The following is a 23,274-nucleotide window of genomic DNA, read 5'->3' as shown; positions in this document are numbered from 1 at the left end:
CGGCGGCGGCACCGGGACCGGTCGCAGGGTGCGGTCGGAGATGGAGCGGCTGCCCCGGCCGATCGCGACCATGCCGGACTGCACCAGCTCGCGGACGCCGAACGGTTCCAGCACCCGGAGCATGGCTTCGAGCTTCTCGGGATTGCCGGTCGCCTCGATGGTGATCGCGTCCGGTGCCACGTCGACCACCTTCGCACGGAACAGCTGGACGGTCTCCAGCACCTGTCCGCGGGTCAGGGTGTCCGCCTTGACCTTGACCAGCAGCAGTTCGCGCTGGACGGTCTGCGTGGGCTCGAGCTCGACGATCTTGATCACGTTGACGAGCTTGTTGAGCTGCTTGGTGATCTGCTCCAGAGGCTGCTCGTCCACGCTGACCGCGATGGTCATCCGGGACACCTCGGGATGCTCGGTCGGACCGACCGCGAGGGAGTCGATGTTGAACCCGCGACGCGAGATCAGCGCCGCCACGCGGGCCAGCACACCGTGCTTGTTCTCGACCAGGATCGACAAAGTGTGCTTGCTCATCACAGTTCCTCGCTGTCCCAGGTCGGGGCCATGTCGCGGGCGATCTGGATCTCGTCGTTGCTGACGCCGGCGGCGACCATCGGCCACACCATCGCGTCGCGGTGCACCACGAAGTCGACGACCACCGGCGCGTCGTTGACCGCCATCGCCTTCTCGATGGTCGCGTCGACCGAGTCCTTGTCCGAGCAGCGCAGCCCGACGCCGCCCATCGCCTCGGCGAGCTTGGCGAAGTCCGGGATCCGGGCCGAGTGCAGGTCGGTGTTGGAGTAGCGCTTGTCGTAGAACAGCGTCTGCCACTGCCGGACCATGCCCAGCGACTGGTTGTTGATCACGGCAACCTTGATCGGGATGCCCTCGAGCGCGCAGGTGACGAGCTCCTGGTTGGTCATCTGGAAGCAGCCGTCGCCGTCGATCGCCCAGACGGTCTTGTCCGGCCGCGCGACCTTGGCGCCCATCGCGGCCGGCACGGCGTACCCCATGGTGCCGAGACCGCCGGAGTTCAGCCAGTGGCCGGGCTTCTCGAAGGGCAGGAAGTGCGCGGACCACATCTGGTGCTGGCCGACGCCCGCGGTGTAGACGGCGTCCGGTCCGGCGATCTCGCCGATCCGCTTGATCACGTGCTGCGGCGACAGCGTGCCGTCCTCGGGCTCGTCGTACCCGAGCGGGTAGCGCGCGCGGACCGCGTCGAGCTGCTTGCGCCACGCGTCGTACGACGGGGTGCGGCCGGTGTTCGCGATCTCGGTGCGCAGCGCCGCGATCAGGTCGGTGATGACCTCCTTGCAGTCGCCGACGATCGGCACGTCGGCGGCGCGGTTCTTGCCGATCTCGGCCGGGTCGATGTCGGCGTGGATGACCTTCGCCTCCGGTGCGAACGAGTCGAGCCGGCCGGTCACGCGGTCGTCGAAGCGGGCCCCGAGGCAGACCAGCAGGTCGGACCGCTGCAGCGCGCCGACGGCGGACACCGAGCCGTGCATGCCGGGCATCCCGAAGTGCAGCTCGTGGGTGTCCGGCAGGGCGCCGCGGGCCATCAGCGTGGTGACGACGGGGATGCCGAGCAGCTCGGCGAGCTCCTTGAGCTCGGCGCTGGCCTGCGCACGGATCACGCCGCCGCCGACGTACAGCACCGGCTTCTCGGCCGCGGCGATCAGGCGGGCCGCCTCACGCACCTGCTTGGGGTGCGGGCGGGTCACCGGCCGGTAGCCGGGCAGCGAGAGCTCGGTCGGCCACTGGAAGTCGACGCCCTTGGTCTGCATCGCGTCCTTGGTCACGTCGACCAGCACCGGGCCGGGCCGGCCGGTGGAGGCGATGTGGAAGGCCTCGGCGATCGTGGTGGCGATCTCGTCCGGGTTGTTGACCAGGAAGTTGTGCTTGGTGATCGGCATCGTGATGCCGCGGATGTCGGCCTCCTGGAAGGCGTCGGTGCCGATCGCGGCGCTCGCGACCTGCCCGGTGATCGCCACCAGCGGCACCGAGTCCATGTACGCGTCGGCGATCGGGGTGACGAGGTTCGTCGCGCCCGGTCCCGAGGTGGCCATACAGACGCCGACCTTGCCGGACGCCGCGGCGTACCCCTGGGCGGCGTGGCCGGCGCCCTGCTCGTGACGTACCAGGATGTGGCGGATCTGGGTCGAGTCGAGCATCGGGTCGTACGCCGGGAGGATCGCGCCGCCCGGGATGCCGAAGACGGTGTCGACCCCGGCATGTTCCAGTGCGCGGATCAGAGCCTGTGCCCCGGTCAGCTGCTCACTCATGAGTGCCTTCCCTCAGTCAGTCACGCTGTTGTGCCGAAAAAGCTGCGCTTTTCGCGACCGATCCATCCTCGCTCGTGGTCGTTCCCGCCGCGCTACTGGGTCGCAGATAGTCGCATTGGCAACAAAAAACCCCTTCCGCCGGGTTGGCTGAAGGGGCGCGCTCGACTCTGTGGTCGCGTCAGTCGGCGCGCCGCACAAGTACGAGGAGAATCGATCGCATGTAGGCATTATTCGCCGACAACCGGCGACCGGGTCAAGTTGGGCTCGCCTGTGTCTCAATATCTGGGACAGCCGTCTTACGATCAGCGTGTCGGTAACTTGATGCCGCCGCAATGGCTCTGTGAGGTTAATCAGTCACATACTGGGGTCGCGCGCTCGAAGGTTTCCACCGCCCCCTCTCCCGATCGGAGTGACCATGCGCCTCTCGGTACGAATGCTCGTGGCGGCCGTTGCCGTCGCCCTCTGCGGATCGCTGTCGCTGACCGCCGCCGCGGCCGACACCCGGACAACCATCGTGAACGCGGCCAACGGCGAGGTGGGCCAGCAGGAGACACCGCCCGGCAGCAACTGCAACCCGTACGGACCGTGCGAGGCGTGGTGCGCGCACTTCGCCACCTGGACCTGGCGGCAGGCCGGCATCCAGATCCCCAACTACGGCTTCACCGGCGACATCTACACCTGGGGCCAGGGAAAGGGCCGCACGCACGACGGCGACACCGGCATGCAGCCCGGTGACATCGTGCTCTACGGCACCGGCCCGGATGACACCGACACCAGCGTGCACACCGGCGTGGTCGTTGCCGTCGGCACCGACGGCAGGATCAGCACGGTCGAGGGCAACTCGGGCAACGAGGTGCGCAAGCACGGGCCGTTCGACCCGCAGCACGCCGGGAACGCCGGCCGTCCCGCCGACATCTACGCCTGGGTCTCCGCGGTCTGATCCCCTGATCGAGCCGGTGCGGAACTCGTCCCCCGCACCGGCTCCCCTCTTTTCCTGGTCCGCGGCCGACGCGGCTGCCTAGCATGCGATACGTGACTGACGATCCGTACGGCGACGAGCAGCTGGTGCATCTGTACGACCTGGACAACCCGCCGGGCGACGACCACGCCTACTACCGGTCACTGGCCGAGGGCACGACGAAGGTCATCGACTTCGGCTGCGGCACCGGTCTCCTCACCCGGTCCCTCGTCGCGCCGGGCCGGGCGGTGATCGGCATCGACCCGAGCCCGACGATGCTCGGCTACGCACGCCGCCAGCCGGGCGCCGAGGCGGTCACCTGGATCGACGGCGACCATCACGTGGTCGAGCCGAGCGGCGATGCGGATCTCGTGGTCAGCAGCGGCAACACGATGATGCACGTCGCGGAACACCAGGCGTCGGTGACAGCGCTCGCCGCCGCGCTGCGTCCCGGTGGGATGTTCGCGTTCGAGTCGCGCAACCCGGCGGCCCGCGCGTGGGAGCAGTGGACGAGCGACGCGACGTACGGCGAGCGCGACACCGCGGCCGGACATCTGAAGGAGTGGCTCGAGCTGATCGAGATCGCCGGCGGGCGCGTGGTGTTCGATGCCCACAACGTCTTCCCGGACGGCCACGACGCGGTCTACCGCAACGTCTTGTACTTCCGGACGGCCGAGGAGATCACCGCCGATCTGCGGCAGGCCGGGTTCACCGGCGTGACGATCGAGAGCGGGTGGCACGGGGAGCCGCCGACCGCGGACGCGCCGATGCTCGTCGTCCGCGCCACGAAGTAGTCTGGCCGCACCGCGACTGGCGAGGGTGGATCACCACCAGGGAGCGAACTACAGGGCGTCGTCCGCCTGGGCGCCTCCGATCGACTCGGAGGTCGCGATGCGCCTGCGGTACGGAACGAATCCTCATCAAACGGCCGCTGTCGAGCACCCGCCGTTCACGGTGGTCGCGGGCGAACCGTCGTACATCAACATCCTCGACGCCTTGACCGGATGGCAGTTGGTGCGCGACGCCGCGCAGGCGCTCGGAAGGCCGGCGGCGGCGTCGTACAAGCACGTCTCCCCCGCCGGCGCGGCGCTCGGCGAGACCGTGGCGGCGGCGTACACCCGGGCCCGGGACGCCGATCCGAAGTCGTCGTACGGCGACTTCGTGGCGGTCTCGCATCCGGTCGACCTGGAGCTGGCCGGCGTGCTGAAGCGGGTCGTCTCGGACGGGATCATCGCGCCCGGGTACGACGAGGGCGTCGTCGAGATCCTGGCCGCGAAGAAGCGCGGAACCTACCTGGTGCTCGAGGTCGACCCGGAGTTCGAGCCGCCGGCCGAGGAGGTACGGGAGATCTTCGGCGCGCGGCTTACGCAGGAGCGCGACGCGCTGCCGGTGCCGCGCGACCTCCCCGACGATGCCGTGCTCGGCCTGATCGTCGCCCGCTACACCCAGTCGAACACCGTGGTGATGGTGAAGGACACGGTGGCGATCGGCATCGGCGCGGGCCAGCAGTCCCGCGTCGACTGCACCCGCCTGGCCGGTGAGAAGGCCGCGCTGTGGTGGTCCCGCCGCTCGGACGAGCCGCTCACCGGCGTCACGATGGTGTCCGACGGCGTACTCCCCTTCAGCGACAACGTCGACGAGGCGCAGCGGTACGGCGTCACGCACATCGTGGAGCCCGGCGGGTCGATCCGGTCCGGCGAGGTCGCCGCGGCGTGCGCCGAGCGAGGCATCCGCCGGACCGTGACCGGTGTCCGGTTGTTCCGGCACTGATCAGGGAGCCGAGCCCACCTTCTCCCGTGGCGCCGGGGGCGCCGACGGCGCTCCGCCCTCGAGCTGGATGTCGGGCACGATCCGGTCCAGCCAGCGCGGCAGCCACCAGGCGCGCGGGCCGAGCAGCGTCATCACGGACGGGACCAGGATCATCCTGACGATGCTGGCGTCGATCAGCACGGCCACGGCCATGCCGACCGCCAGCATCTTCACCGTCGGGTCGTCGTCCTGGACGAAGCTCAGGAAGACCACGATCATGATCGCGGCCGCCGTGGTGATCACCCGCGCGGTCGCGCCGATCCCGATCGCGACCGCGCGGTGGCTGTCCCCGGTCGCGATCCAGGCCTCGTGCACCCGGGACAGCAGGAACACCTCGTAGTCCATCGAGAGCCCGAACACGATCGCGAACATCAGCATCGGCACGAACGACGGGATCGGCACCTTCTCGTCGATCCCGACCAGCGACGATCCCCAGCCCCACTGGAAGACCGCGACGATCACGCCGTACGCGGCCCCGACCGACAACAGGTTGAGAACCGCGGCCTTCACGCCGATCAGCAGCGAGCGGAACGCCACCGTCAGCAGCACGAACGCGAGCAGCACCACGGCCCCGATCAGCCACGGCATCCGGCTGCCCACCTTCTCGGTGAAGTCGACGTACCCGGCGGTGGTGCCGACGACGTACGTCGGTTCCTTCTGGCCGGGCAGCACGTCGTCACGGATCCGGTTGACCAGGTCCTCGGTGTCGGCCGACGACGGCGACGTGGTCGGGACGACGTTGATGATCGCGGTCGTCCCGGCGCTGTTCGTGCTCGGCTGCTGGACGGCGGCCACGCCCGGGGTCTTCTGCAGCGTCGAAGCCAGGCCGCTGAGCACCGACTGCTTGTCGGCCGCACTCACCGACTCCAGCTGGACGACGACCGTCAGCGGACCGTTGGCTCCCGGGCCGAACCCCTGCGCAATCAGGTCGTACGCCTTCCGGCTGGAGTCCTGGGCCGGGTCGGTACCGGCGTCGAGCTGGCCGAGGTTCATCGACAGCAGCGGGATCGACAGGACGAGCAGCACCAGCGTCGCGGCGATGCCGAACGGCCACGGCCGGGCGCTCACCTTGCGGCCCCAGCGCGCGAACGCACTCCGCTCGTGCGCGGCGTCGCGGCGTTCGTGTTCCTCCGCACGATGCGCGGCGACCGCGGAATCATCCGGGAGGCCGGCCTCGAGTTCGCGTTCCTCGGTGAGGTGGTGCCGGTCCTTGCGGTTCAGGACCTTCAGGTTCGCCAGCCCCAGCAGCGCGGGGATCAGCGTCAGGGCGGCCAGCACCGTGACCGCGACCACGATCGCCGACGACAGCCCGAGCGCGCCGACGAACGGTACGCCGGACACGTACAGACCGAGGATCGCGATCACGACCGTCCCACCGGCGACCACGATGGCCGCACCGGAGGTGGAGGCGGCCCGTCCCGCCGACTCGCGGACGCTCATCCCGTCCTCCAACTGCTCGCGATGGCGCGACACCAGGAAGAGTCCGTAGTCGATCGCGACCCCGAGGCCGAGCAAGGTCGCGACCGTCGGCGCGGACACCGGGAACGTCTTCACCGCCGCGAGCAGACCGAGGATCGCCAGTCCGCCGCCGACGCTGAAGACCGCCGACAGCAGCGGCAGTCCGGCCGCGACGACGGACCGGAACATCAGGAACAGCAGCACCAGCGCGAGCAGCAGACCGATCGCCTCCGAGGGCAGGTCGTCGGCCTGTTTGCCGATCTGACCGGCGCCGCCGCCGTACTCGACCTGAAGGCCGGCCGCGCGGGCCGGCTCGACCGCCGCGTCGAGTTTGTCGAGGTACGAGCTGTCGAGTGCGGCCGGCACCACCGAGAACGAGACCGGCGCGTTGACGATGCTGCCGTCCTTGGAGATGTACGCCGTCTGCGAGGTCGCCAGCGGGTCGACGGCGCTGACCACGTCGGGCAGCTTCGCGACGGCGTCCATCGACGACTTGACCTGCGCGGAGTGTTCGGCCACCGTGCCGGACTTCGCGTGGAACACGATCGAGCCCGAATAGCCGCCGGCGGTGCTGAAGTCCTTGTTCAGGATGTTCAAACCAGCGGATGACTCACTGCCCGGAACCGTGTAGTTGTTGGAATACGTGCCGCCGAACGCACCCTTGAGCACGAACAGCGCGACAACGGCCACCAGCCAGCCGCCGATCACGAGCCAATGGAAATGTGCCGCCCCGCGACCGAGGCGGTGCAGGAATGCATGCATGAGGTGCCCCTCCCCCCGGGCACCCCCCAGGCGACGGCCCAGCCGCCGGCCCCCACCCGCGAATCTAGGTCGGCCGGGACAGGGTCACAACCCCTCGGCGCCGACGGTCACAGCCTGTCCTCATCCGCTGGCGTTGAGCAGGTAGGAGCCGGAGGCAACGGCTTTGCGGACCTCGGCGGCCGTTCGGTCCGGGTCGAGCCGGGTGGTGTCGAGCGCGTGCGGCTCCAGCGCGCCGAGGTCGGCGAACGCGCCGTGCAGCCCGGTGAGGGCGTCGGCGTCGGTCAACTCGGGCTGGGGCCGGGCTTGTCCGCGCTGCAGCGTCGTCCCGAGGTCCGGGCGCAGGACGACGTAGGACATCGCCCACTCGCCCGCCGCCGCGGCCGCACGGAACGGGGCGAGGAACCACGGGCCGATGATGCCGTCGACCACCACGTCGTACCCGCCGCGCGCATAGACGGCGACGGTGGCCACGATCGCCTCGACGACCACCTCGTTCTGGCGTTCCGCACCGGGCAGGTACGGCGCGACGAAGCCGGTGCGGATACCGCGGTAGAACTCGTCGGTGGTCAGGTGCATCGTGGGCCGTGGCGCGTCGGTCGCGACGAGTCGCGCCACGGTCGTCTTGCCGGAGCCGGACGGCCCGGTCAGCAGGAGGACGTTGCTCATGCCGCCCGACGCTAACCAAGCGGCGCCCGGAAGTGCAGTCTTTTGTTTTCGCGCGCCGTCAGCCGCCCGCGACGCTGGGCAGGATCAACAGCTCGTCGCCGTCGTCGAGCGACGTCCCCAGACCGTCGAGATCGCGGATGTTGTCGTCACCGAGGTAGATGTTGACGTGCCGGCGGATCGCCCCCTGCTCGTCGGTCAGCCGCCGGCGCAGCGGTGCGTCGAGCGCGGCGAACGCCTCGGCCACGCTCCGCGCCTCGACCTCGACGCGCTCGGCGCCGCCCGCGAACGGCCGGAGCACCGTGGGCAGCCGGACGCCGATCATCCGACCACCGCGGCGCGCACTGTCAGTACGTCGGGCAGGTGCCGGGCGACCTCGACCCAGCCGTCGCCGGCGTCGGGGCTCGCGTAGACACAGCCGTCCCGCGTGCCGACGTACACCCCGGCGGGATCGGCGGTGTCGGTGGACATCGCGTCCCGCAGCACCGGCACGTAGGAGACGTCGGGCAGTCCGGCCGCCAGCGGCTCCCAGGTGGCGCCGGCGTCCCGGGACCGGAAGACCCGGCACTGCGCCCCGGTAGGAATCCGGTTCGCGTCCGCGACCAGCGGGAACACGTACACGGTCTCGGGCTCGTGCGGGTGCACCACGATCGGAAACCCGAAGTCCGACGGCAGACCGTCCGCGATCGACGTCCAGACCGCGCCGCCGTCGTCCGAGCGGTACACGCCGTGGTGGTTCTGCGCGAACAGCCGCTGCGGTGCGTCGGGGTGCGCGGCCAGCTTGTGGACGCACTGGCCGAACTCCGGGTACGGGTCCGGGAAGAACTTCGCCTGGATCCCCTGGTTCGCCGGGGACCAGGTCGCGCCGCCGTCGGCGGTCCGGTAGACCCCGCCGGTGGACATCGCCACACTCACCCGGTCGGGATCGGTCGGGTGCGGCACCACGGTGTGGATCGCCGCGCCGCCGAACCCGGCGCCCCACTCCGACCGGTGCGGGTGGTCCCACAGACCGCGGACCAGCTCGAACGTCACCCCGCCGTCGGTCGACTTCCACAGCGCCTGCGGCTCGGACCCGGCGTACACGACGCCCGGCTGACCGGGCGGTCCCGGCTGGATCTGCCAGACCCGCTCCAGCGACGCGTCGGCGTCCTCCGGGAACCCGATCGAGCCCTCCGGCGGCTCCGCCCAGCTCTTGCCGAGGTCGTCGGAGTGGAAGACCGCCGGCCCCCAGTGCTCGCTGGTGCCGCCGACGAACAGCCGAGGCCGGTCGCCACGGGTGTCGATGCCCACGGCGTACACGCCCTGCATCTCGAACTCGGGCACCGGCCCGTCCAGCTGCCAGTCCTTGCGGGCAGCGTCGCTCCGGCCGATCCAGAGCCCCTTCTTGGTACCGATCAGCAGTACGGCCTCGGACATCGTCGTCCTCCTCCTAGCGTGTCCCAGCGTGTTCTAGCGTGGCGGCCCAGCCACCACGTTGATCAACGGTTCCCCGGACGCGTAGCGCTGCAACTGCGCACGCACCAGCCGCGCGACCCGCGGCGCGAACGCCGTCGAGGCGCCGCCGCGGTGCGGGTTGATCAGCACATTCGGAGCAGACCACAGCGGATGTCCGGCGGGCAACGGCTCCGGGTCGGTCACGTCGAGCGCGGCCCGGATCCGGCGCGTCCCGAGCTCGGCGAGCAGCGCGTCGGTGTCGACGACGATGCCGCGGGCGACGTTCACCAGCAGGGCGCCGTCCTTCATCGAGGCCAGGAACTTGGCGTCCACCATCCGCTTGGTCTCCGGCGTCGCGGGGGTCAGCAGCACGACGACGTCGGCGCGCGGCAACAGCTCGGGCAGCTCCGCGATCGGGTGCACGCCGTCCCGCGCACTCCGGGCGACCCGGATCACGTCGCACTCGAACCCGGTCAGCCGCCGCTCGAGCGCCTCGCCGATCGCGCCGTACCCGAGGATCAGCACCGTGCGGTCGGCGAGCGAGTCGTCGACCTCGTCGTACGACCCCGGCCAGACCTGGCGCTCCTGGTCACGGATCGCACGCGGCAGGTTCCGGAACGACGCGAGGATGAGCCCGACCGCCAGCTCGGCCGTGGACGCGTCGTGCACGCCGCGCGCGTTGCACAGGGTAACGCCGTCGGCGAGCCGCGACTGCGCGTGCTCGAACCCGGCCGTCTGCAGCTGCACGACCTTCAGCGCCGGCATGTCGCGGATGACGTCGAACACGTCACCGCCGCCCATGTAGCTCGGCACGTAGAACTCCACCTCGTCGAGCGACGTGGGCCGCTCGCCGCCGGCATAGAAGTCCACGTCGAACCCGTCGGGCACCCCGCCGAGGAACCCGGCGGGGTCCTCCCACGGAAGCCATGCCTTCACCACGTCAACCATGCGTTTCAACCTACTCGGGATCGTGGACAGTTTTGAACTCCGGTGCCACGGAGCGGCCGTCGTCGTACTCTGGATCGGTGCCTTCGACATCGGACAGGGCGGTGGTGGTCGCGCACGATCAGGCCGTCGGGCGGCTGCGGGAGTCGTACGAACTGATCCCGCCGGGCGAGCCCGTTCGGCTGGCCAAGCGCAGCTCGAACCTGTTCCGGCCGCGGGCCGCGGTCGACCGTCCAGGGCTGGACGTGTCGAAGCTGACCGGTGTCCTCGGCATCGACCCGGCCGCCCGCACGGCCGACGTCCAGGGCATGTGCACATACGAGGACCTGGTCGCGGCGACCCTTCCGTACGGCCTGATGCCGATGGTGGTGCCGCAGCTGAAGACGATCACCCTCGGCGGCGCGGTCACTGGGCTCGGCATCGAGTCGTCGTCGTTCCGCGCCGGCCTGCCGCACGAGTCCGTGCTCGAGCTGGACATCCTCACCGGCGCCGGCGACGTGGTCACGGCGCAGCCTTCCGGCGAGCACGCGGACCTGTTCCGGATGTTCCCGAACTCCTACGGCACGCTCGGGTACGCCACCCGGCTGCGCATCGAACTCGACCGCATCTCGCCGTACGTCGCGCTCCGGCACGTCCGACTCGGCCTGGACGAGCTCGCGCCGGCCATCGACGAGATCGTTGCCTCCGGCACGTACGACGGTGAGCCGGTGCACTTCGTCGACGGCGTCGCGTTCAGCCCGTCGGAGGCGTACCTCACTCTCGGCCGCAACAGCGACGCCGCGATCCGCACCAGCGACTACACAGGTCAGCAGATCTACTACCGTTCGATCCAGCAGCGGCAGCGGGACTTCCTCACCGCCCACGACTACCTGTGGCGCTGGGACACCGACTGGTTCTGGTGCTCGAGGGCGTTCGGCGCGCAGCAGCCCGTCGTACGGCGGTTGTGGCCTCGCCGCTGGCGACGCAGCGACGTGTTCTACAAGTTCGTCGGCTTCGAGAACCGGCATCACATCGCCGCCCGGCTGAACCGCCGCCGCGGCCATGCGGACCGCGAGCGCGTGGTGCAGGACGTGGAGATCCCGGTCGCGCGACTGGCGGAGTTCCTGCGCTGGTTCGACGCGAACGTGGGCATGCGGCCCGTCTGGCTCTGCCCGTTGCGACTGCGCGGCGCGGCGTCCTGGCCGCTGTATCCACTGAAGCCCGGCGAGACGTACGTCAACGTCGGCTTCTGGGGCACCGTGCCGATCGCGCCGGGCGCCGCCGACGGCGACGTGAACCGGCGGATCGAGGCCGCCGTCACCGACTTCGGCGGCCACAAGTCGCTGTACTCCGATGCCTACTACGACCGTGAGACCTTCGACCGGCTCTACAACGTCGCAGCGCTGGACGAGGTGAAGAAACGCTACGACCCGGACGCCCGGCTCACCGGGCTCTACGAAAAGGCGGTGACGCGCCGATGACGACGCTCGCGACCCAGCAGGTATCGATCGCCGAAGCCCTCACGGCCGTGATTCCGGACGCTTTGCCGTTCCGGTTCTCGGCGTACGACGGCAGCGAGGCGGGTCCCTCGGACTCGCCCATTCACATGCATCTGGCCAACGAGCGCGGGCTGTCGTACATCCTGACCGCGCCCGGCGATCTCGGGATGGTCCGCGCGTACGTGATGGGCGACCTGGAGATCACCGGCGTCCACCCGGGCAACCCGTACGACCTGATGCGGCTGATCCTCGATCAGTTCCACTTCCACCGGCCGAAGGCCGCAGAGGCCGTCCGGATCCTCCGCAGCCTTGGGTGGAGCCACCTGAAGCCGCCGCCTCCCCCGCCGCAGGAGCACCTGCCCAAGTGGCGGCGTACCTTCGAGGGGCTGCGGCACTCGAAGGCGCGGGACAAGTCCGCGATCCACCACCACTACGACGTGTCGAACACGTTCTACGAGTGGGTGCTCGGGCCGTCGATGACGTACACGTGCGCGGTCTACCCGACCGCGGACGCCACGCTGGAAGAGGCACAGTTCGAGAAGTACGACCTGGTCGCGCGCAAGCTCGACCTGAAGCCGGGCATGCGGCTGCTCGACGTCGGCTGCGGGTGGGGCGGCATGGTGCGGCACGCGGCCCGCGAGTACGGCGTCACCGCGCTGGGCGTCACGCTGTCCGCGGCGCAGGCCGAATGGGCAGCGCAGGCGATCAAGCGGGACGGGCTGGAGAACCGCGCCGAGGTGCGGTTCCTGGACTACCGCGACGTCCCCGAGTACGACTTCGACGCGATCAGCTCGATCGGCCTGACCGAGCACATCGGCGTCCGGAACTACCCGTCGTACTTCGGTTTCCTGCACAGCCGGCTCAAGCCGGGCGGCCGGCTGCTCAACCACTGCATCACCCGGCCGGACAACCGGTTCCGCAACACCGGCGCGTTCATCGACCGCTACATCTTCCCCGACGGCGAACTGATCGGCTCCGGCCGCATCATCACCGAGGCCCAGGACGCCGGCTTCGAGGTCCGCCACGAGGAGAACCTCCGCGAGCACTACGCCCTCACCCTCACCGCCTGGAACGAAAACCTGGTCACCCACTGGGACGAGGCCGTCGCCGAGGTCGGCCACCCCACCGCAAAGATCTGGGGCCTCTACCTAGCCGCCAGCCGAGCCGGCTTCGAACACAACACCATCCAGCTCCACCAGGTCCTCGCCGCAAAACCCGACCACCGCGGCAACTCCCACTTCCCGCTGAGACCCACCTGGTGAGTCATACGCCGGGCGCATCAAGTCCTGCCAGGGTCGGCGTGCGGTCTCTCGAATTGATTGCAGGTCGGGTCATTCCGGCGGTGCGGGCTGGTGGTTGTCGCTAGCTTGGGGGCAGGGCTAGTGGAGGAGACGGGCGTGCGCGGTCGGGCTGCGGTGGTGGTGGCGGCGTTGGCGTTGGTGGTGGGGTGTTCGGAGGACTCGTCGTCGGGGGCGGGGACGGCGCCGGCGACTGTGAGCTCGGGTACGGCGAGCGGGGCTGTGGGGGCGGTGAAGTTGACGGTGGCTTCGACGGTGGCGACGGGGATCGAGGTGCCGTGGGGGTTGGCGTTTCTGCCTGACAAGAGTGCGTTGGTGGCGGAGCGGGATTCGGGGAAGATCAAGCGGATCGCCGACGGGCAGGTGAGTGACGTCGGTGAGGTGGATGGGGTGAACCCGTCGTCCGAAGGTGGGCTGCTCGGGCTCGCGGTGGATCCGGGGTATCCGGGGAAGCCGTACCTCTACGCGTACTACTCGGGTGGCGACGACAACCGGATCGCGCGGATCACGTACCAGAGCGGGAAGTTGTCGGACCAGCAGGTGATCCTCGAGGGGATTCCGGCCGCGGCGATCCACAACGGCGGGCGGCTGCGGTTCGGTCCGGACGGGTTCCTGTACGCCGGGACCGGCGACGGGTCGGACCGGCCGAACTCGCAGAACGACGACTCGCTCGGCGGGAAGATCCTGCGGATCACCACCGAGGGCAAGGCCGCGCCGGGCAACCCGGACGGGCGGGTGTGGATCACCAAGGGCCACCGCAACGTCCAGGGGCTCGCGTTCGACGGCGACCAGTTGTACGCCGCGGAGTTCGGGCAGAACACCTGGGACGAGCTGAACGCGATCGCCCCCGGCTCGAACTACGGCTGGCCGGCTGCGGAAGGCATCAGCCAGCTCGACGGCATGACCGACCCGATCGCCCAGTGGCACACGGCCGACGCGTCGCCGTCCGGGATCGCGTTCGCCAAGGGGTACATCTTCATGGCGTCGTTGCGCGGCCAGCGGCTCTGGGCGATCCCGGTCGCGGGCGGCAAGCGGGTCGGTGAGCCGCAGCCGTTCTTCACCAATCAGTACGGGCGTTTGCGTACGGTCGAGACCGCGCCGGACGGGTCGTTGTGGGTGACCACGTCGAACACCGACGGCCGCGGCGACACCCGCGACGGCGACGACCGGATCCTGCGCGTGACGATCAGCACCTCCTGAGAAGTCAACCGTTTCAGCTCTTCGGTCGTCTGGTACTTGTTGGAAGGAAACGACCTGAGGAGGAGATCGGTATGCCGACCGGCCAGGCGTCTGGCGTCCCCAACAGCGTGATCGCATCGGTGAGCAGATTCGACGATGCTCAGCGAACAGTCGAGTACCTCAGAAGCTACGGGATGACAGCGGCCAACCTGGAGATCGTCGGCGCCGGACTCCGGCAGGCCACCAGACGCAGAACCGTCCCGGCCGTGAGGCTCACCCTGGTCAGCGCCGCGCACGGCGCGCTTCTCGGGGTACTCGCGGCGGTCTTCGTCACTCTGGTGGCCGAAACGACGCTGAACGGTCTCGCCGTTGTGGTGTGGGGATTTGTGTACGGCGTACTCGTCGGGGCGCTCGGGGGGCTGTTCCGCGGGCTGGTCCGTAATCGCCCCGAAGCCGTGACCACTGAGGTCCTGCCGACCCGCTACGAGGTCCGCTGCACGGCCGAGGAACTGTCGGTCGCCCAGACCCTCCTCGCCGACGCCGCCGACGTGGACGACGGCCGCGTCGAGCGCGAGGTCATCGCCGACGCTCCCCACTCACAGCAGAAGAACGCAGCCTGACCGTCGAGGGGGTGCAGCGACCTGCACCCCCTCGATCAGATCAGATGCCGAGCTTCTCGTTGAGGAGTTGGCGGACCTTGGCGGCGTCTGCTTGGCCGCGCATGTCCTTCATGACCGCGCCGATCAGGGCGCCGGCGGCGGCGGGTTTGCCGGAGTTGACCTTTTCGACGACGTCGGGGTTGGCGGCGATGGCGCGGTCGATCGCCTCCAGGAGGGCGGAGTCGTCGGAGACCAGGGCCAGTCCGCGCTTCTCGATGATCTCGGCCGGGGTGCCCTCGCCGGCGAGCAGGCCTTCGAAGACCTGGCGGGCGAGCTTGTCGTTCAGCGTGCCGTCGTCGACGAGCTTCTGGACCTCGGCGACCTCGGCGGGGCCGACGCCGAGCGCGTCGAGCTCCTGACCGGACTCGTTCGCCGAGCGGGCCAGCTCACCCAGCCACCACTTCTTCGCGGCGGCCGGTGTGACACCGAGCTCGACCGTCGCGACGATCGGCTCGAGCGCGTTGCCGTTGATGACGTCGCGCATCTCGAGGTCGGTGAAACCCCAGTCCTGCTGCAACCGTGCCCGCCGGACCGACGGCGCCTCCGGCAGCGTCCCGCGCAGCTCCTCCACCCACTCGCGCGACGGCGCGACCGGAACCAGGTCGGGCTCCGGGAAGTACCGGTAGTCATCCGCGTCGGACTTCTCCCGGCCGGACGTGGTAATGCCGGTGTCCTCGTGCCAGTGCCGGGTCTCCTGCAGGATCTTGCCGCCGGACGACAAGATCGCCGCCTGCCGGGTGATCTCGTAGGTGATCGCGCGCTCGACCGAACGGAACGAGTTCACGTTCTTGGTCTCGGTCCGTGTGCCCAGAGCAGTGGAACCGTGCGGCTTCAGCGAGACGTTCGCGTCGCAACGGAGCGAGCCCTGGTCCATCCGGACGTCCGAGACGTCCAGCGACAGCAGCAGATCGCGCAGCATGCTCACATACGCCCGGGCGACCGCAGCTGCCTTCGCCGGCGGGACCTCGATCGTCTTGGTGACGATCTCGATCAGCGGGATGCCGGCCCGGTTGTAGTCGACCAGCGAGTGCGAGGCGCCGTGGATCCGGCCGGTCGCGCCGCCGATGTGGGTGGACTTGCCGGTGTCCTCCTCCATGTGCGCGCGCTCGATCTCGATCCGGTACGTCTCGCCGTCGACGACGACCTCGGTCCAGCCGTTGAACGCGATCGGCTCGTCGTACTGTGAGGTCTGGAAGTTCTTCGGCATGTCCGGGTAGAAGTAGTTCTTCCGGGCGAACCGGCACCACTCCGCGATCTCGCAGTTCAGCGCGAGACCGATCCTGATCGCGGACTCGACCGCCTTCGCGTTCACCACCGGCAGCGCGCCGGGCAGACCGAGGCAGACCGGGCAGGTCTGGGTGTTCGGCGGCGCGCCGAACTCGGTCGGGCAGCCGCAGAACATCTTCGACTTCGTGTTCAGCTCGACGTGGACCTCGAGGCCCATCACCGGGTCGTACTGCGCCAGCGCGTCGTCGATTTCGAGGACCTCGGCAGTCATCGGGTCACCTCCAGCTCCGGAGCCTTGGTCATCAGTACGCCGCCCCACTGCTCGGCCAGCGCGGACTCCAGCGCGGCGCCGACCTTGTAGAGCAGGTCGTCGCGCATCACCGGCGCCATCACGTGGAAACCGACCGGCAGGCCGTCCTCGTCGGCGAGGCCGCACGGGAACGACGCGGCCGCGTTACCGGCCAGGTTGGACGGGATCGTGCACAGGTCGTTCTTGTACATCGCGATCGGGTCGTCGATCCGGTCGCCGATGGCGAACGCGGTCGTCGGCGTGGCCGGCGAGACCAGCACGTCGACCTGCTCGTAGGCGTTGGTGAAGTCGCGGGCGATCAGCGTCCGCACCTTCTGCGCCTGGCCGTAGTACGCGTCGTAGTACCCGCTGGACAGGGCATGCGTGCCGAGCATGATGCGGCGCTTCACCTCGGCGCCGAAGCCGGCCTCGCGGGTCAGGCTCATCACCTTCTCGGCGCTGTTCTCCCCGTCGTCGCCGACGCGCAGGCCGTACCGCATCGCGTCGAACTTGGCCAGGTTGGACGAGGCCTCGCTCGGCAGGATCAGGTAGTACGCCGGGAGCGCGTACTGGAAGTGCGGGCAGGAGACCTCGACCACCTCGGCGCCGAGCTTGGTGAGCAGCTCGACCGCCTCGTGGAAGCGGGCCTCGACGCCCGGCTGGTAGCCCTCGCCGCCGAGCTCCTTCACGACGCCGATCCGCAGACCGGCGACGTCACCGTTGCGCGCCGCCTCGACCACCGGCGGGACGTCCTGGTTGATCGAGGTGGAGTCCATCGGGTCCCAACCGGCGATCACCTCGTGCAGCAGCGCCGCGTCGAGGGTCGTCCGCGCACACGGGCCCGGCGTGTCCAGCGAGGAGGCCAGCGCGATCAGCCCGTACCGCGAGGTGCCGCCGTACGTCGGCTTGACGCCGACCGTGCCGGTGAAGGCGCCGGGCTGCCGGATCGAGCCGCCGGTGTCGGTGCCGATCGCGAGCGGCGCCTCGTACGCCGAGACGGCCGCGGACGAGCCGCCGCCGGAACCGCCCGGGATCCGGCCCAGGTCCCACGGGTTGTGGGTGGTGCCGTACGCCGAGTTCTCGGTGGAGGAGCCCATCGCGAACTCGTCCATGTTGGTCTTGCCGAGGATCACGATCCCGGCGTCCTTCAGCCGCTTCACGACCGTCGAGTCGTACGGCGGCTTCCAGCCCTCGAGGATCTTCGAACCGGCCGTGGTCGGCACACCCTCCTGGGTGAGCACGTCCTTCAGCGCCAACGGCACACCGGCCAGCGGGGACAGCTGCTCACCCGCGGCGCGCTTGTCGTCGACGGCCTTCGCCTGCGCCAGCGCGCCCTCGGTGTCGACATGCAGGAACGCGTGCACGGCGCCGTCGACGGCGGCGATCCGGTCGAGGTGGGCCTGGGTGATCTCCACCGAGCTGGCCTGCCCGGACGTCATCAGCTCCGCGAGCTCGGCCGCGGTCTTCCTGGTGAGGTCGGCCATGGTCAGTCCTCCTCCAGGATCCGCGGCACCCGGAAACGCTGCTCCTCCGCGGCCGGCGCGCCGGACAGCGCCTGCTCGGGCGTGAGGCACGGGACGTTCTCGTCCGGGCGCATCACGTTGGTCAGCGGCAGGGCGTGCGAGGTCGGCGGGATGTCGTCCGCCGCCACCTGGCTGACCTGCCCGACCAAGGTGATGATCTGGTCGAGCTGCGGCGCGAGGTGGTCGAGCTCGTCGTCGGTGAGCTCGATCCGCGCCAGTCGCGCCAGGTGCGCGACCTCTTCGCGGGTAATCGATGGCATGAACTGATCCAATGGTTCGCAGGACTTCCCGTAGCGCTTTCCGCCACGACCCAGTCATCCTAGTGGTCCGGTGTGACGGTCGCGTTTCCCCGTCCCCAGGGGTGTGGACAACGGCCGGATGAGATGGGCGGGCGTGTCCTCCCCTACCGCTCTGTAACATGGGCGGCGACAAGGCGTTACGCGCAAGGTGATCGGCTGGGAGATGATCGTTCGGTGTTCCTGCTGCGCTTGATCATCCCGGACCGACCCGGATCGCTGGGCACCGTGGCGACTGCCCTCGGTGAGGTGAACGCCGACATCCATGCGATCGAGATCGTCGAGCACCGGCGCGAGAACGGCACCGCCGTCGACGACATCGTGGTCGACCTGCCACCGGGAGTGCTCCCGGACCGGCTGGTGTCCGCCTGCAACAGCGTCCCGGACGTCGAGGTCATCTGGTTCTCGCGGTACGGCGCGGGCGGCGGCCTGCACATGGACCTGGAAGCGGTCGAGCAGATGACGTCGGCGCCCGCGGACGCGATCGACATCCTGGTCGAGCAGTCACCGGCCGTGCTGCACGCGGACTGGGCGGCGCTGCTCGACGGCACCGGCAGCGAGGTGAAGGTCGCGCTGGAGACCAGTGCGACGCCGGAGTTCGGCGACGTGGCCGGCCGCTGGCTCCCGATGGAGAAGGCGACCACGCTGGAGGCGCCGGACCACAAGGGCCTCTCGGAGTCGGTCCTGGTCGCCGCGCCGCTGGAGTCCGACCGCCGGATCCTGGTGATCGGCCGTCGCGGCGGCCCCGAGTTCCTGGGCTCCGAGGTCGCCCGCCTGTCCTACCTGGCCTCCCTGGCCGTCACCATCCGCGCCACCTCCTGACCGCGCGCACCAGACCGCGCGGGCCCATCGGCCCGCCGGCGTGGCCGGCATCCGAGGTCATGTCCGACGGGTTATCCCCTGGTGTTGGGGGTTCTCCCCTCGCAGACCAACGGAGAACCCCCAACGCGAGGGGATAACCCCTCGCGTGCTGATGCGTCCGCGGCCGTACGGCGGGGGTGGCCGGGGGTGCTGGGAACGCGAGAGCCCCGCTCGACGGATCGAGCGGGGCTCAGCTGTGGTTCAGGTGAACTGGAAGTAGGCGAGGGCCCAGAGGCCGGCGATCACCAGCAGGACGATGAGCCCGACCAGGCTGACGATTAGGATCGCCTGGCTGTTGCTGCCGTTCCGGTCCGGGAGGTCGAACTGGGTCGGGCCCCAGGGCCCGCCGCCGTCGACGCGCTGGACGGCCTCGGGCGGTGGCTGGGCCACCGTCCGCGACTCCCGCTTCTCCCGGGGGAACTTCACACCGTCCTCCGTGCCACTACGTCAGGATGCTCAGGCGTAGAACGACTCGTACGAGATCGAGACCTGCTGCGACGTGTAGCTGGCCGAGCTGTTCCCGCTGATCTCGACCTTCCACCCGCCGACATAAGCAGCGTACGACTTTCCGTCGTTGTGCGCGTCGACGTACGACTTCACGGCCTCGATGTTCCCGCCCTTGAGGGCGCCGAACGCGTCGCCGAGTGCGGCCGGCAGCGCCTTCTTCGCGTCCGCCGCCTCACCGGAGGCGCTGACCTCGATGTCCTTGATGCCCTTGCCGCTGCTGGCGTAGAAGAAGACCCGCTGGTAGCCGTACTTGCCGACGTCCTTCTTGCAGGACGTCGTGCAGACGTAGCCCTTGGCCTTCAGCGCCGCGACCAGCTGCGCCTGGGTGGTGTCGAAGGTCTGGTCCGGCAGGTCCATCGAGTCCTCGCCGGACTTGTGGCCGGACAGCCGCACGCTCTGGCCCTGGTTGCTGAGCTGGAACTCCCCCCAGCTGGTGCCGACCTCGTCGGAGCGCTGACCGGTCTTCACCGACTCCTGGATCTTCTTGACCTGGTCGGCGCCGAAGGTGTCGTTGCCGAGCGCCTGCAGCAGCTGGTCGAAGGAGACCTGCGCGTTGTTGAAGTTGTCGTCGTCCTGGGCCTGCAGCCGGACCGCGATGATGGTGCCGTCGGGCGAGAACTGGAAGATCGCCTCGGACTCCTTGCGGCCGTCCTGCTTGAAGCAGCCGCGGTGCGCGCCCTGACCGGTGTTGAACAGGTCGCTGCAGCCGAAGCCGAAGCCCTGCAGCTTCTCGGTCGCGGCCTTGGCCTGGCCGGTCGCGTTGCCGAGCTCGCCGTTCTGGCCGGGTCCGCCCGACGTCGACGGGGAGCCGGTCGGGTTCGGGGTGCCGTTGCCGGTCGGCTCCGTGGTGGTCGTGGGCTGCGTCGTGGGCTCGTCGTCACCGCCGAACGCACGGATCCCGAGGAACACCAGCAGGCCGATCACCACAAGGCCGACCACGCCGCCGCCGATCAGCAGCGGGAGCTTCTCCTTGCCGATGCCACCCGGGCCCTTGGAGCCCGGACCGCCCGGCTGCCACTGCTGGCCCGGACCGCTCTGCTGCTGGTGCCACCCGCCTTGCTGCTGCTGGCGCTGGCCCCACGACTGCTGCTGGTAGGCGCCGCCCTGCTGCTGCGGCGGCTGACCCCAACCGCCCGCCGGCGGCTGACCGTACTGACTGGGCTGCCCCTGACCAGGCTGCTGGCCCCAACCGCCCTGCTGCGGCGGCTGGTCCTGCTGCGGCTGGCCTTGCTGCGGCTGACCCTGCTGGGGCTGCTGCGGACGCTGGCCCCAGCCACCGCCCTGGCCCGGAGGCTGTTGTCCCCAGCCGCCCTGCTGCGGCGGCTGGCCACCCTGTCCCCCGTGCTGCCCGCCTGGCTGGCCCCCCGGCTGCCCAGGACCCCACGGTCCCTGCGGCGGCGTCGTCATATTTGCTCCTTCTGACCCAGTGTCGACGTGCAAAGTTAACAGTCGGACGGATCAGAGCCGTCACTGGATCCATCCGGTTCGCAGACTGGCGAAATCGTTACGACTCGTCCGCCGCGGGCGTGGTCGCCACCGCGGCGGCGGCGTCCGCGCCGTCCTCGAGCAGGACCCGGAAGCCGGCGGCATCCAGGATCGGTACGCCGAGTTGCACGGCCTTGTCGTACTTCGATCCGGGCGACTCGCCGACGACCACGAACGAGGTCTTCTTCGACACCGAGCCGGCGACCTTCCCGCCGCGCCCGACGATCGCCTCGGTCGCTTCGTCGCGGCTGAATCCCTCGACAGTCCCGGTCACGACGACCGACTGCCCGGTCAGCGTCTGCGGCAAGGCCGGCCCGGTGCGCTCCTCGCGCATCACGACGCCAGAGGCCTGCCATTTGTCCACGATCGCCTGGTGCCACGGCACCTGGAACCACTCGATCATCGCCTGTGCGATGGTCGGCCCGACGCCCTCGATCTCGGCCAACTGCTGCTCGCTCGCGGCCCGCACGTCGTCGATGTTGTCGAACACCTCGGTGAGCGCCGCGGCCGCGGTCGGCCCGACGTGCCGGATCGACAGCGCCACCATCGCCCGGGACAGCGGCTTGGTCTTCGCCTCCTCGAGGTTCGCCACCAGCTTGCGAGCGTTCGCCGACAGCGCCCCGGCCTTGGTGGTGAAGAACGCGCTCTCGGCCAGCTTCTCCTCGGTGAGCGCGAACAGGTCGCCCTCGTCGGCGATCAGCCCGTCGCGGATCAGCGCGTCGGCCGCCTTGAACCCGAGCCCCTCGATGTCGAACGCGGACCGCCCGGCCAGGTAGAACAGCCGCTCGCGCAGCTGACCCTGGCAGTACTGCGAGTTCGGGCAGCGGATGTCGACGTCGGACTCCTTGGCGGGCGCCAGCACCGTGTTGCACCACGGGCACCGGGTCGGCATCTCCCAGGCCGGCAGGCCTTCGGGGCGCAGGTCGACGACCGGTCCGAGGACCTCGGGGATCACGTCGCCCGCCTTCCGCAGGACGACGGTGTCGCCCGGCCGGACGTCCTTACGTGCGACCTCCTTGGCGTTGTGGAGCGTCGCGTACTCGACCGTGGACCCGGCCACCCGGACCGGCTCCATGTGCGCGAACGGGGTGACCCGGCCGGTGCGGCCGACGTTCACCTCGATCTCGATCAGCTTGGTGTTGACCTCTTCCGGCGGGTACTTGAACGCGATCGCCCAGCGCGGCGCACTCGAGGTCGACCCGAGGGCGCGCTGCAGATCGACCTCGTCGACCTTCACCACGACGCCGTCGATCTCGTGGTCGACCGAGTGCCGGTTCTCGCCGTAGTACGCGATGAACTCGTTGACCTCGTCCAGCGTGCCGACCCGCCGGGCGCGGTCGCTGACCGGCAGGCCCCACGCCTTCAGCTGGTCGTACGCCTCGGAGAGCCGGCCGATGTGGTGGCCCTCGACCTTGCCGAGGCCGTGCACGACGAACCGGAGCGGCCGGCCGGCCGAGACCCGCGGGTCCTTCTGGCGCAGCGACCCGGCCGCACTGTTGCGCGGGTTGGAGAACACGTCCTTGCCGGCCTCGACGAGCTGCGCGTTCAGCTCCTCGAAGTCCTCGACCCGGAAGTAGACCTCGCCGCGGACCTCCAGGAAGGCCGGCAGCTCGTCGCCGCGCAGCTGCTCCGGGATGCTCTTGATCGTGCGGACGTTCGGCGTGACGTCCTCGCCGATGCGGCCGTCACCGCGGGTGGCGCCGCTGACCAGCTTGCCGTTCTCGTACACGAGATCGAGGGCGAGGCCGTCCACCTTGAGCTCGCAGAGGAACCCGCTGTCGGTGATCTGCTGGACCGTGACCTCGCGCTCCAGCCGCTTCGCCCAGGCCTCCATCTGCTCGGCGGAGAACGCGTTGCCGAGGCTCTCCATCCGCATCGGGTGCTGGACCGGGGTGAACAGCGTCGAGATCGGCACGCCGACCTTCTGGGTGGGCGAGTCCGGTGTCCGGAGCTCCGGGTACTCCTCCTCGATGCCCTGCAGCTCGTGCATCAGCGCGTCGAAGTCGGCGTCCGAGATGATGGCGCTGGCCAGGTAGTACCGCGCCCGGTGGTCCTCGATCTCCTTGCTCAGGTCCGCATGCCGCGTCCGCACATCCGCCGGAGCCCCGCCGTTGTCGCTCATGAAGAGAACTTACAACTGCCCACCGACGTTTCGTGGTCACGCCGC

At 69.7% G+C, this 23,274-nt stretch carries 20 protein-coding genes, 1 pseudogene and 1 riboswitch; of the genes and pseudogenes, 8 read left to right on the top strand and 13 right to left on the bottom strand.

Annotated features, from left to right (window positions below):
* Positions 1-21: 21 nt before the first annotated feature.
* Together ilvN and AB0I12_RS17830 are read right to left on the bottom strand one after the other, a co-directional pair.
* A pseudogene (gene ilvN, locus AB0I12_RS17835) lies at positions 22-525 on the bottom strand (acetolactate synthase small subunit); the annotation flags it as partial.
* Positions 525-2,276, bottom strand: a complete 1,752-nt coding sequence (locus AB0I12_RS17830; RefSeq protein WP_359930422.1) for an acetolactate synthase large subunit — start codon at positions 2,274-2,276, stop codon at positions 525-527. The gene AB0I12_RS17830 and the pseudogene ilvN, both read right to left, overlap by 1 nt.
* A 415-nt stretch (positions 2,277-2,691) precedes the next feature.
* Here AB0I12_RS17830 and AB0I12_RS17825 point away from each other — a divergent pair, with 415 nt between their 5' ends.
* The 3 genes from AB0I12_RS17825 (at position 2,692) to AB0I12_RS17815 (ending at position 5,004) form a co-directional block, all read left to right on the top strand.
* Complete coding sequence (locus AB0I12_RS17825; protein ID WP_359930419.1) at positions 2,692-3,216, top strand: CHAP domain-containing protein; 525 nt, start codon at positions 2,692-2,694, stop codon at positions 3,214-3,216.
* An 83-nt stretch (positions 3,217-3,299) separates the two neighbouring features.
* Positions 3,300-4,028: a class I SAM-dependent methyltransferase gene (locus AB0I12_RS17820; protein ID WP_359930416.1), complete on the top strand. Its 729-nt coding sequence runs from the start codon at positions 3,300-3,302 to the stop codon at positions 4,026-4,028.
* Positions 4,029-4,030: 2 nt separating this feature from the next.
* Positions 4,031-4,107, top strand: a riboswitch (ZMP/ZTP riboswitch).
* Positions 4,108-4,125: 18 nt separating this feature from the next.
* Positions 4,126-5,004 carry a 5-aminoimidazole-4-carboxamide ribonucleotide transformylase gene (locus tag AB0I12_RS17815; RefSeq protein WP_359930413.1) on the top strand — a complete coding sequence of 293 codons (879 nt, stop codon included), beginning with the start codon at positions 4,126-4,128 and terminating at the stop codon, positions 5,002-5,004.
* On the opposite strand, the gene AB0I12_RS17810 is transcribed toward AB0I12_RS17815, so the two are convergent.
* The 5 genes from AB0I12_RS17810 to AB0I12_RS17790 all read right to left on the bottom strand — a co-directional run bounded on the left by AB0I12_RS17810 (position 5,005) and on the right by AB0I12_RS17790 (position 10,308).
* The gene (locus AB0I12_RS17810) at positions 5,005-7,263 is read right to left on the bottom strand and encodes an MMPL family transporter (RefSeq protein WP_359930410.1); all 2,259 of its coding nucleotides are present in this window, start codon (positions 7,261-7,263) and stop codon (positions 5,005-5,007) included.
* Positions 7,264-7,383: 120 nt separating this feature from the next.
* Positions 7,384-7,929: an AAA family ATPase gene (locus tag AB0I12_RS17805; RefSeq protein WP_359930407.1), complete on the bottom strand. Its 546-nt coding sequence runs from the start codon at positions 7,927-7,929 to the stop codon at positions 7,384-7,386.
* Positions 7,930-7,987: 58 nt separating this feature from the next.
* The gene (locus AB0I12_RS17800) at positions 7,988-8,251 is read right to left on the bottom strand and encodes a MoaD/ThiS family protein (RefSeq protein WP_359930404.1); all 264 of its coding nucleotides are present in this window, start codon (positions 8,249-8,251) and stop codon (positions 7,988-7,990) included.
* On the bottom strand, positions 8,248-9,342 hold the full coding sequence (locus AB0I12_RS17795; RefSeq protein WP_359930401.1) for an exo-alpha-sialidase: 1,095 nt from the start codon (positions 9,340-9,342) through the stop codon (positions 8,248-8,250). Before AB0I12_RS17795 ends, AB0I12_RS17800 begins: the two co-directional genes overlap by 4 nt.
* Positions 9,343-9,375: 33 nt before the next feature.
* A complete protein-coding gene (locus AB0I12_RS17790) occupies positions 9,376-10,308 on the bottom strand; it encodes a 2-hydroxyacid dehydrogenase (RefSeq protein WP_359930398.1) in 933 nt (310 codons plus the stop codon).
* Positions 10,309-10,385: 77 nt separating this feature from the next.
* On the opposite strand from AB0I12_RS17790, the gene AB0I12_RS17785 reads away from it, so the two are divergent.
* The 4 genes from AB0I12_RS17785 (at position 10,386) to AB0I12_RS17770 (ending at position 14,880) form a co-directional block, all read left to right on the top strand.
* On the top strand, positions 10,386-11,765 hold the full coding sequence (locus AB0I12_RS17785) for an FAD-binding oxidoreductase (RefSeq protein ID WP_359930395.1): 1,380 nt from the start codon (positions 10,386-10,388) through the stop codon (positions 11,763-11,765).
* Entirely contained in the window at positions 11,762-13,045 is a 1,284-nt protein-coding gene (locus AB0I12_RS17780) for a cyclopropane-fatty-acyl-phospholipid synthase family protein (RefSeq protein WP_359930393.1), read from the top strand. The genes AB0I12_RS17785 and AB0I12_RS17780 overlap by 4 nt, the downstream gene beginning before the upstream one ends.
* 135 nt (positions 13,046-13,180) lie before the next feature.
* Complete coding sequence (locus AB0I12_RS17775) at positions 13,181-14,281, top strand: PQQ-dependent sugar dehydrogenase (RefSeq protein ID WP_359930390.1); 1,101 nt, start codon at positions 13,181-13,183, stop codon at positions 14,279-14,281.
* Between the two features lie 173 nt (positions 14,282-14,454).
* Positions 14,455-14,880, top strand: a complete 426-nt coding sequence (locus tag AB0I12_RS17770) for a hypothetical protein (RefSeq protein ID WP_359930387.1) — start codon at positions 14,455-14,457, stop codon at positions 14,878-14,880.
* 40 nt (positions 14,881-14,920) lie between these two features.
* Here AB0I12_RS17770 and gatB read toward each other — a convergent pair whose 3' ends face one another.
* From gatB to gatC, 3 genes are read right to left on the bottom strand one after another with little or no spacing between them, the layout of a single operon-like run.
* Positions 14,921-16,417 (bottom strand): Asp-tRNA(Asn)/Glu-tRNA(Gln) amidotransferase subunit GatB, encoded by a 1,497-nt coding sequence (gatB, locus tag AB0I12_RS17765; protein WP_359930384.1) that lies wholly within the window; start codon positions 16,415-16,417, stop codon positions 14,921-14,923.
* Positions 16,414-17,919 carry an Asp-tRNA(Asn)/Glu-tRNA(Gln) amidotransferase subunit GatA gene (gatA, locus tag AB0I12_RS17760; RefSeq protein WP_359930381.1) on the bottom strand — a complete coding sequence of 502 codons (1,506 nt, stop codon included), beginning with the start codon at positions 17,917-17,919 and terminating at the stop codon, positions 16,414-16,416. The genes gatB and gatA overlap by 4 nt, the downstream gene beginning before the upstream one ends.
* 2 nt (positions 17,920-17,921) lie before the next feature.
* Positions 17,922-18,218: an Asp-tRNA(Asn)/Glu-tRNA(Gln) amidotransferase subunit GatC gene (gene gatC / locus AB0I12_RS17755; protein WP_350274544.1), complete on the bottom strand. Its 297-nt coding sequence runs from the start codon at positions 18,216-18,218 to the stop codon at positions 17,922-17,924.
* Between the two features lie 213 nt (positions 18,219-18,431).
* Between gatC and AB0I12_RS17750 the strand changes: the two genes are divergently transcribed.
* Positions 18,432-19,076: an ACT domain-containing protein gene (locus AB0I12_RS17750; protein ID WP_359930377.1), complete on the top strand. Its 645-nt coding sequence runs from the start codon at positions 18,432-18,434 to the stop codon at positions 19,074-19,076.
* Positions 19,077-19,316: 240 nt separating this feature from the next.
* Here the strand turns inward: AB0I12_RS17750 and AB0I12_RS17745 are convergent, their stop codons facing one another.
* The 3 genes from AB0I12_RS17745 to ligA form a co-directional block, all read right to left on the bottom strand.
* A complete protein-coding gene (locus AB0I12_RS17745; protein ID WP_359930374.1) occupies positions 19,317-19,541 on the bottom strand; it encodes a hypothetical protein in 225 nt (74 codons plus the stop codon).
* Between the two features lie 30 nt (positions 19,542-19,571).
* The gene (locus AB0I12_RS17740) at positions 19,572-21,029 is read right to left on the bottom strand and encodes a hypothetical protein (RefSeq protein ID WP_359930371.1); all 1,458 of its coding nucleotides are present in this window, start codon (positions 21,027-21,029) and stop codon (positions 19,572-19,574) included.
* A 97-nt stretch (positions 21,030-21,126) separates the two neighbouring features.
* Complete coding sequence (gene ligA / locus AB0I12_RS17735; protein WP_359930368.1) at positions 21,127-23,229, bottom strand: NAD-dependent DNA ligase LigA; 2,103 nt, start codon at positions 23,227-23,229, stop codon at positions 21,127-21,129.
* Positions 23,230-23,274: the final 45 nt, after the last annotated feature.

The sequence above is a fragment of the Kribbella sp. NPDC050459 genome (genome assembly GCF_040655315.1).
GTDB lineage: Bacteria > Actinomycetota > Actinomycetes > Propionibacteriales > Kribbellaceae > Kribbella.
Note: the sequence above shows the minus strand (reverse complement) of the source record. Positions and strands in the feature narration are given on the sequence as shown.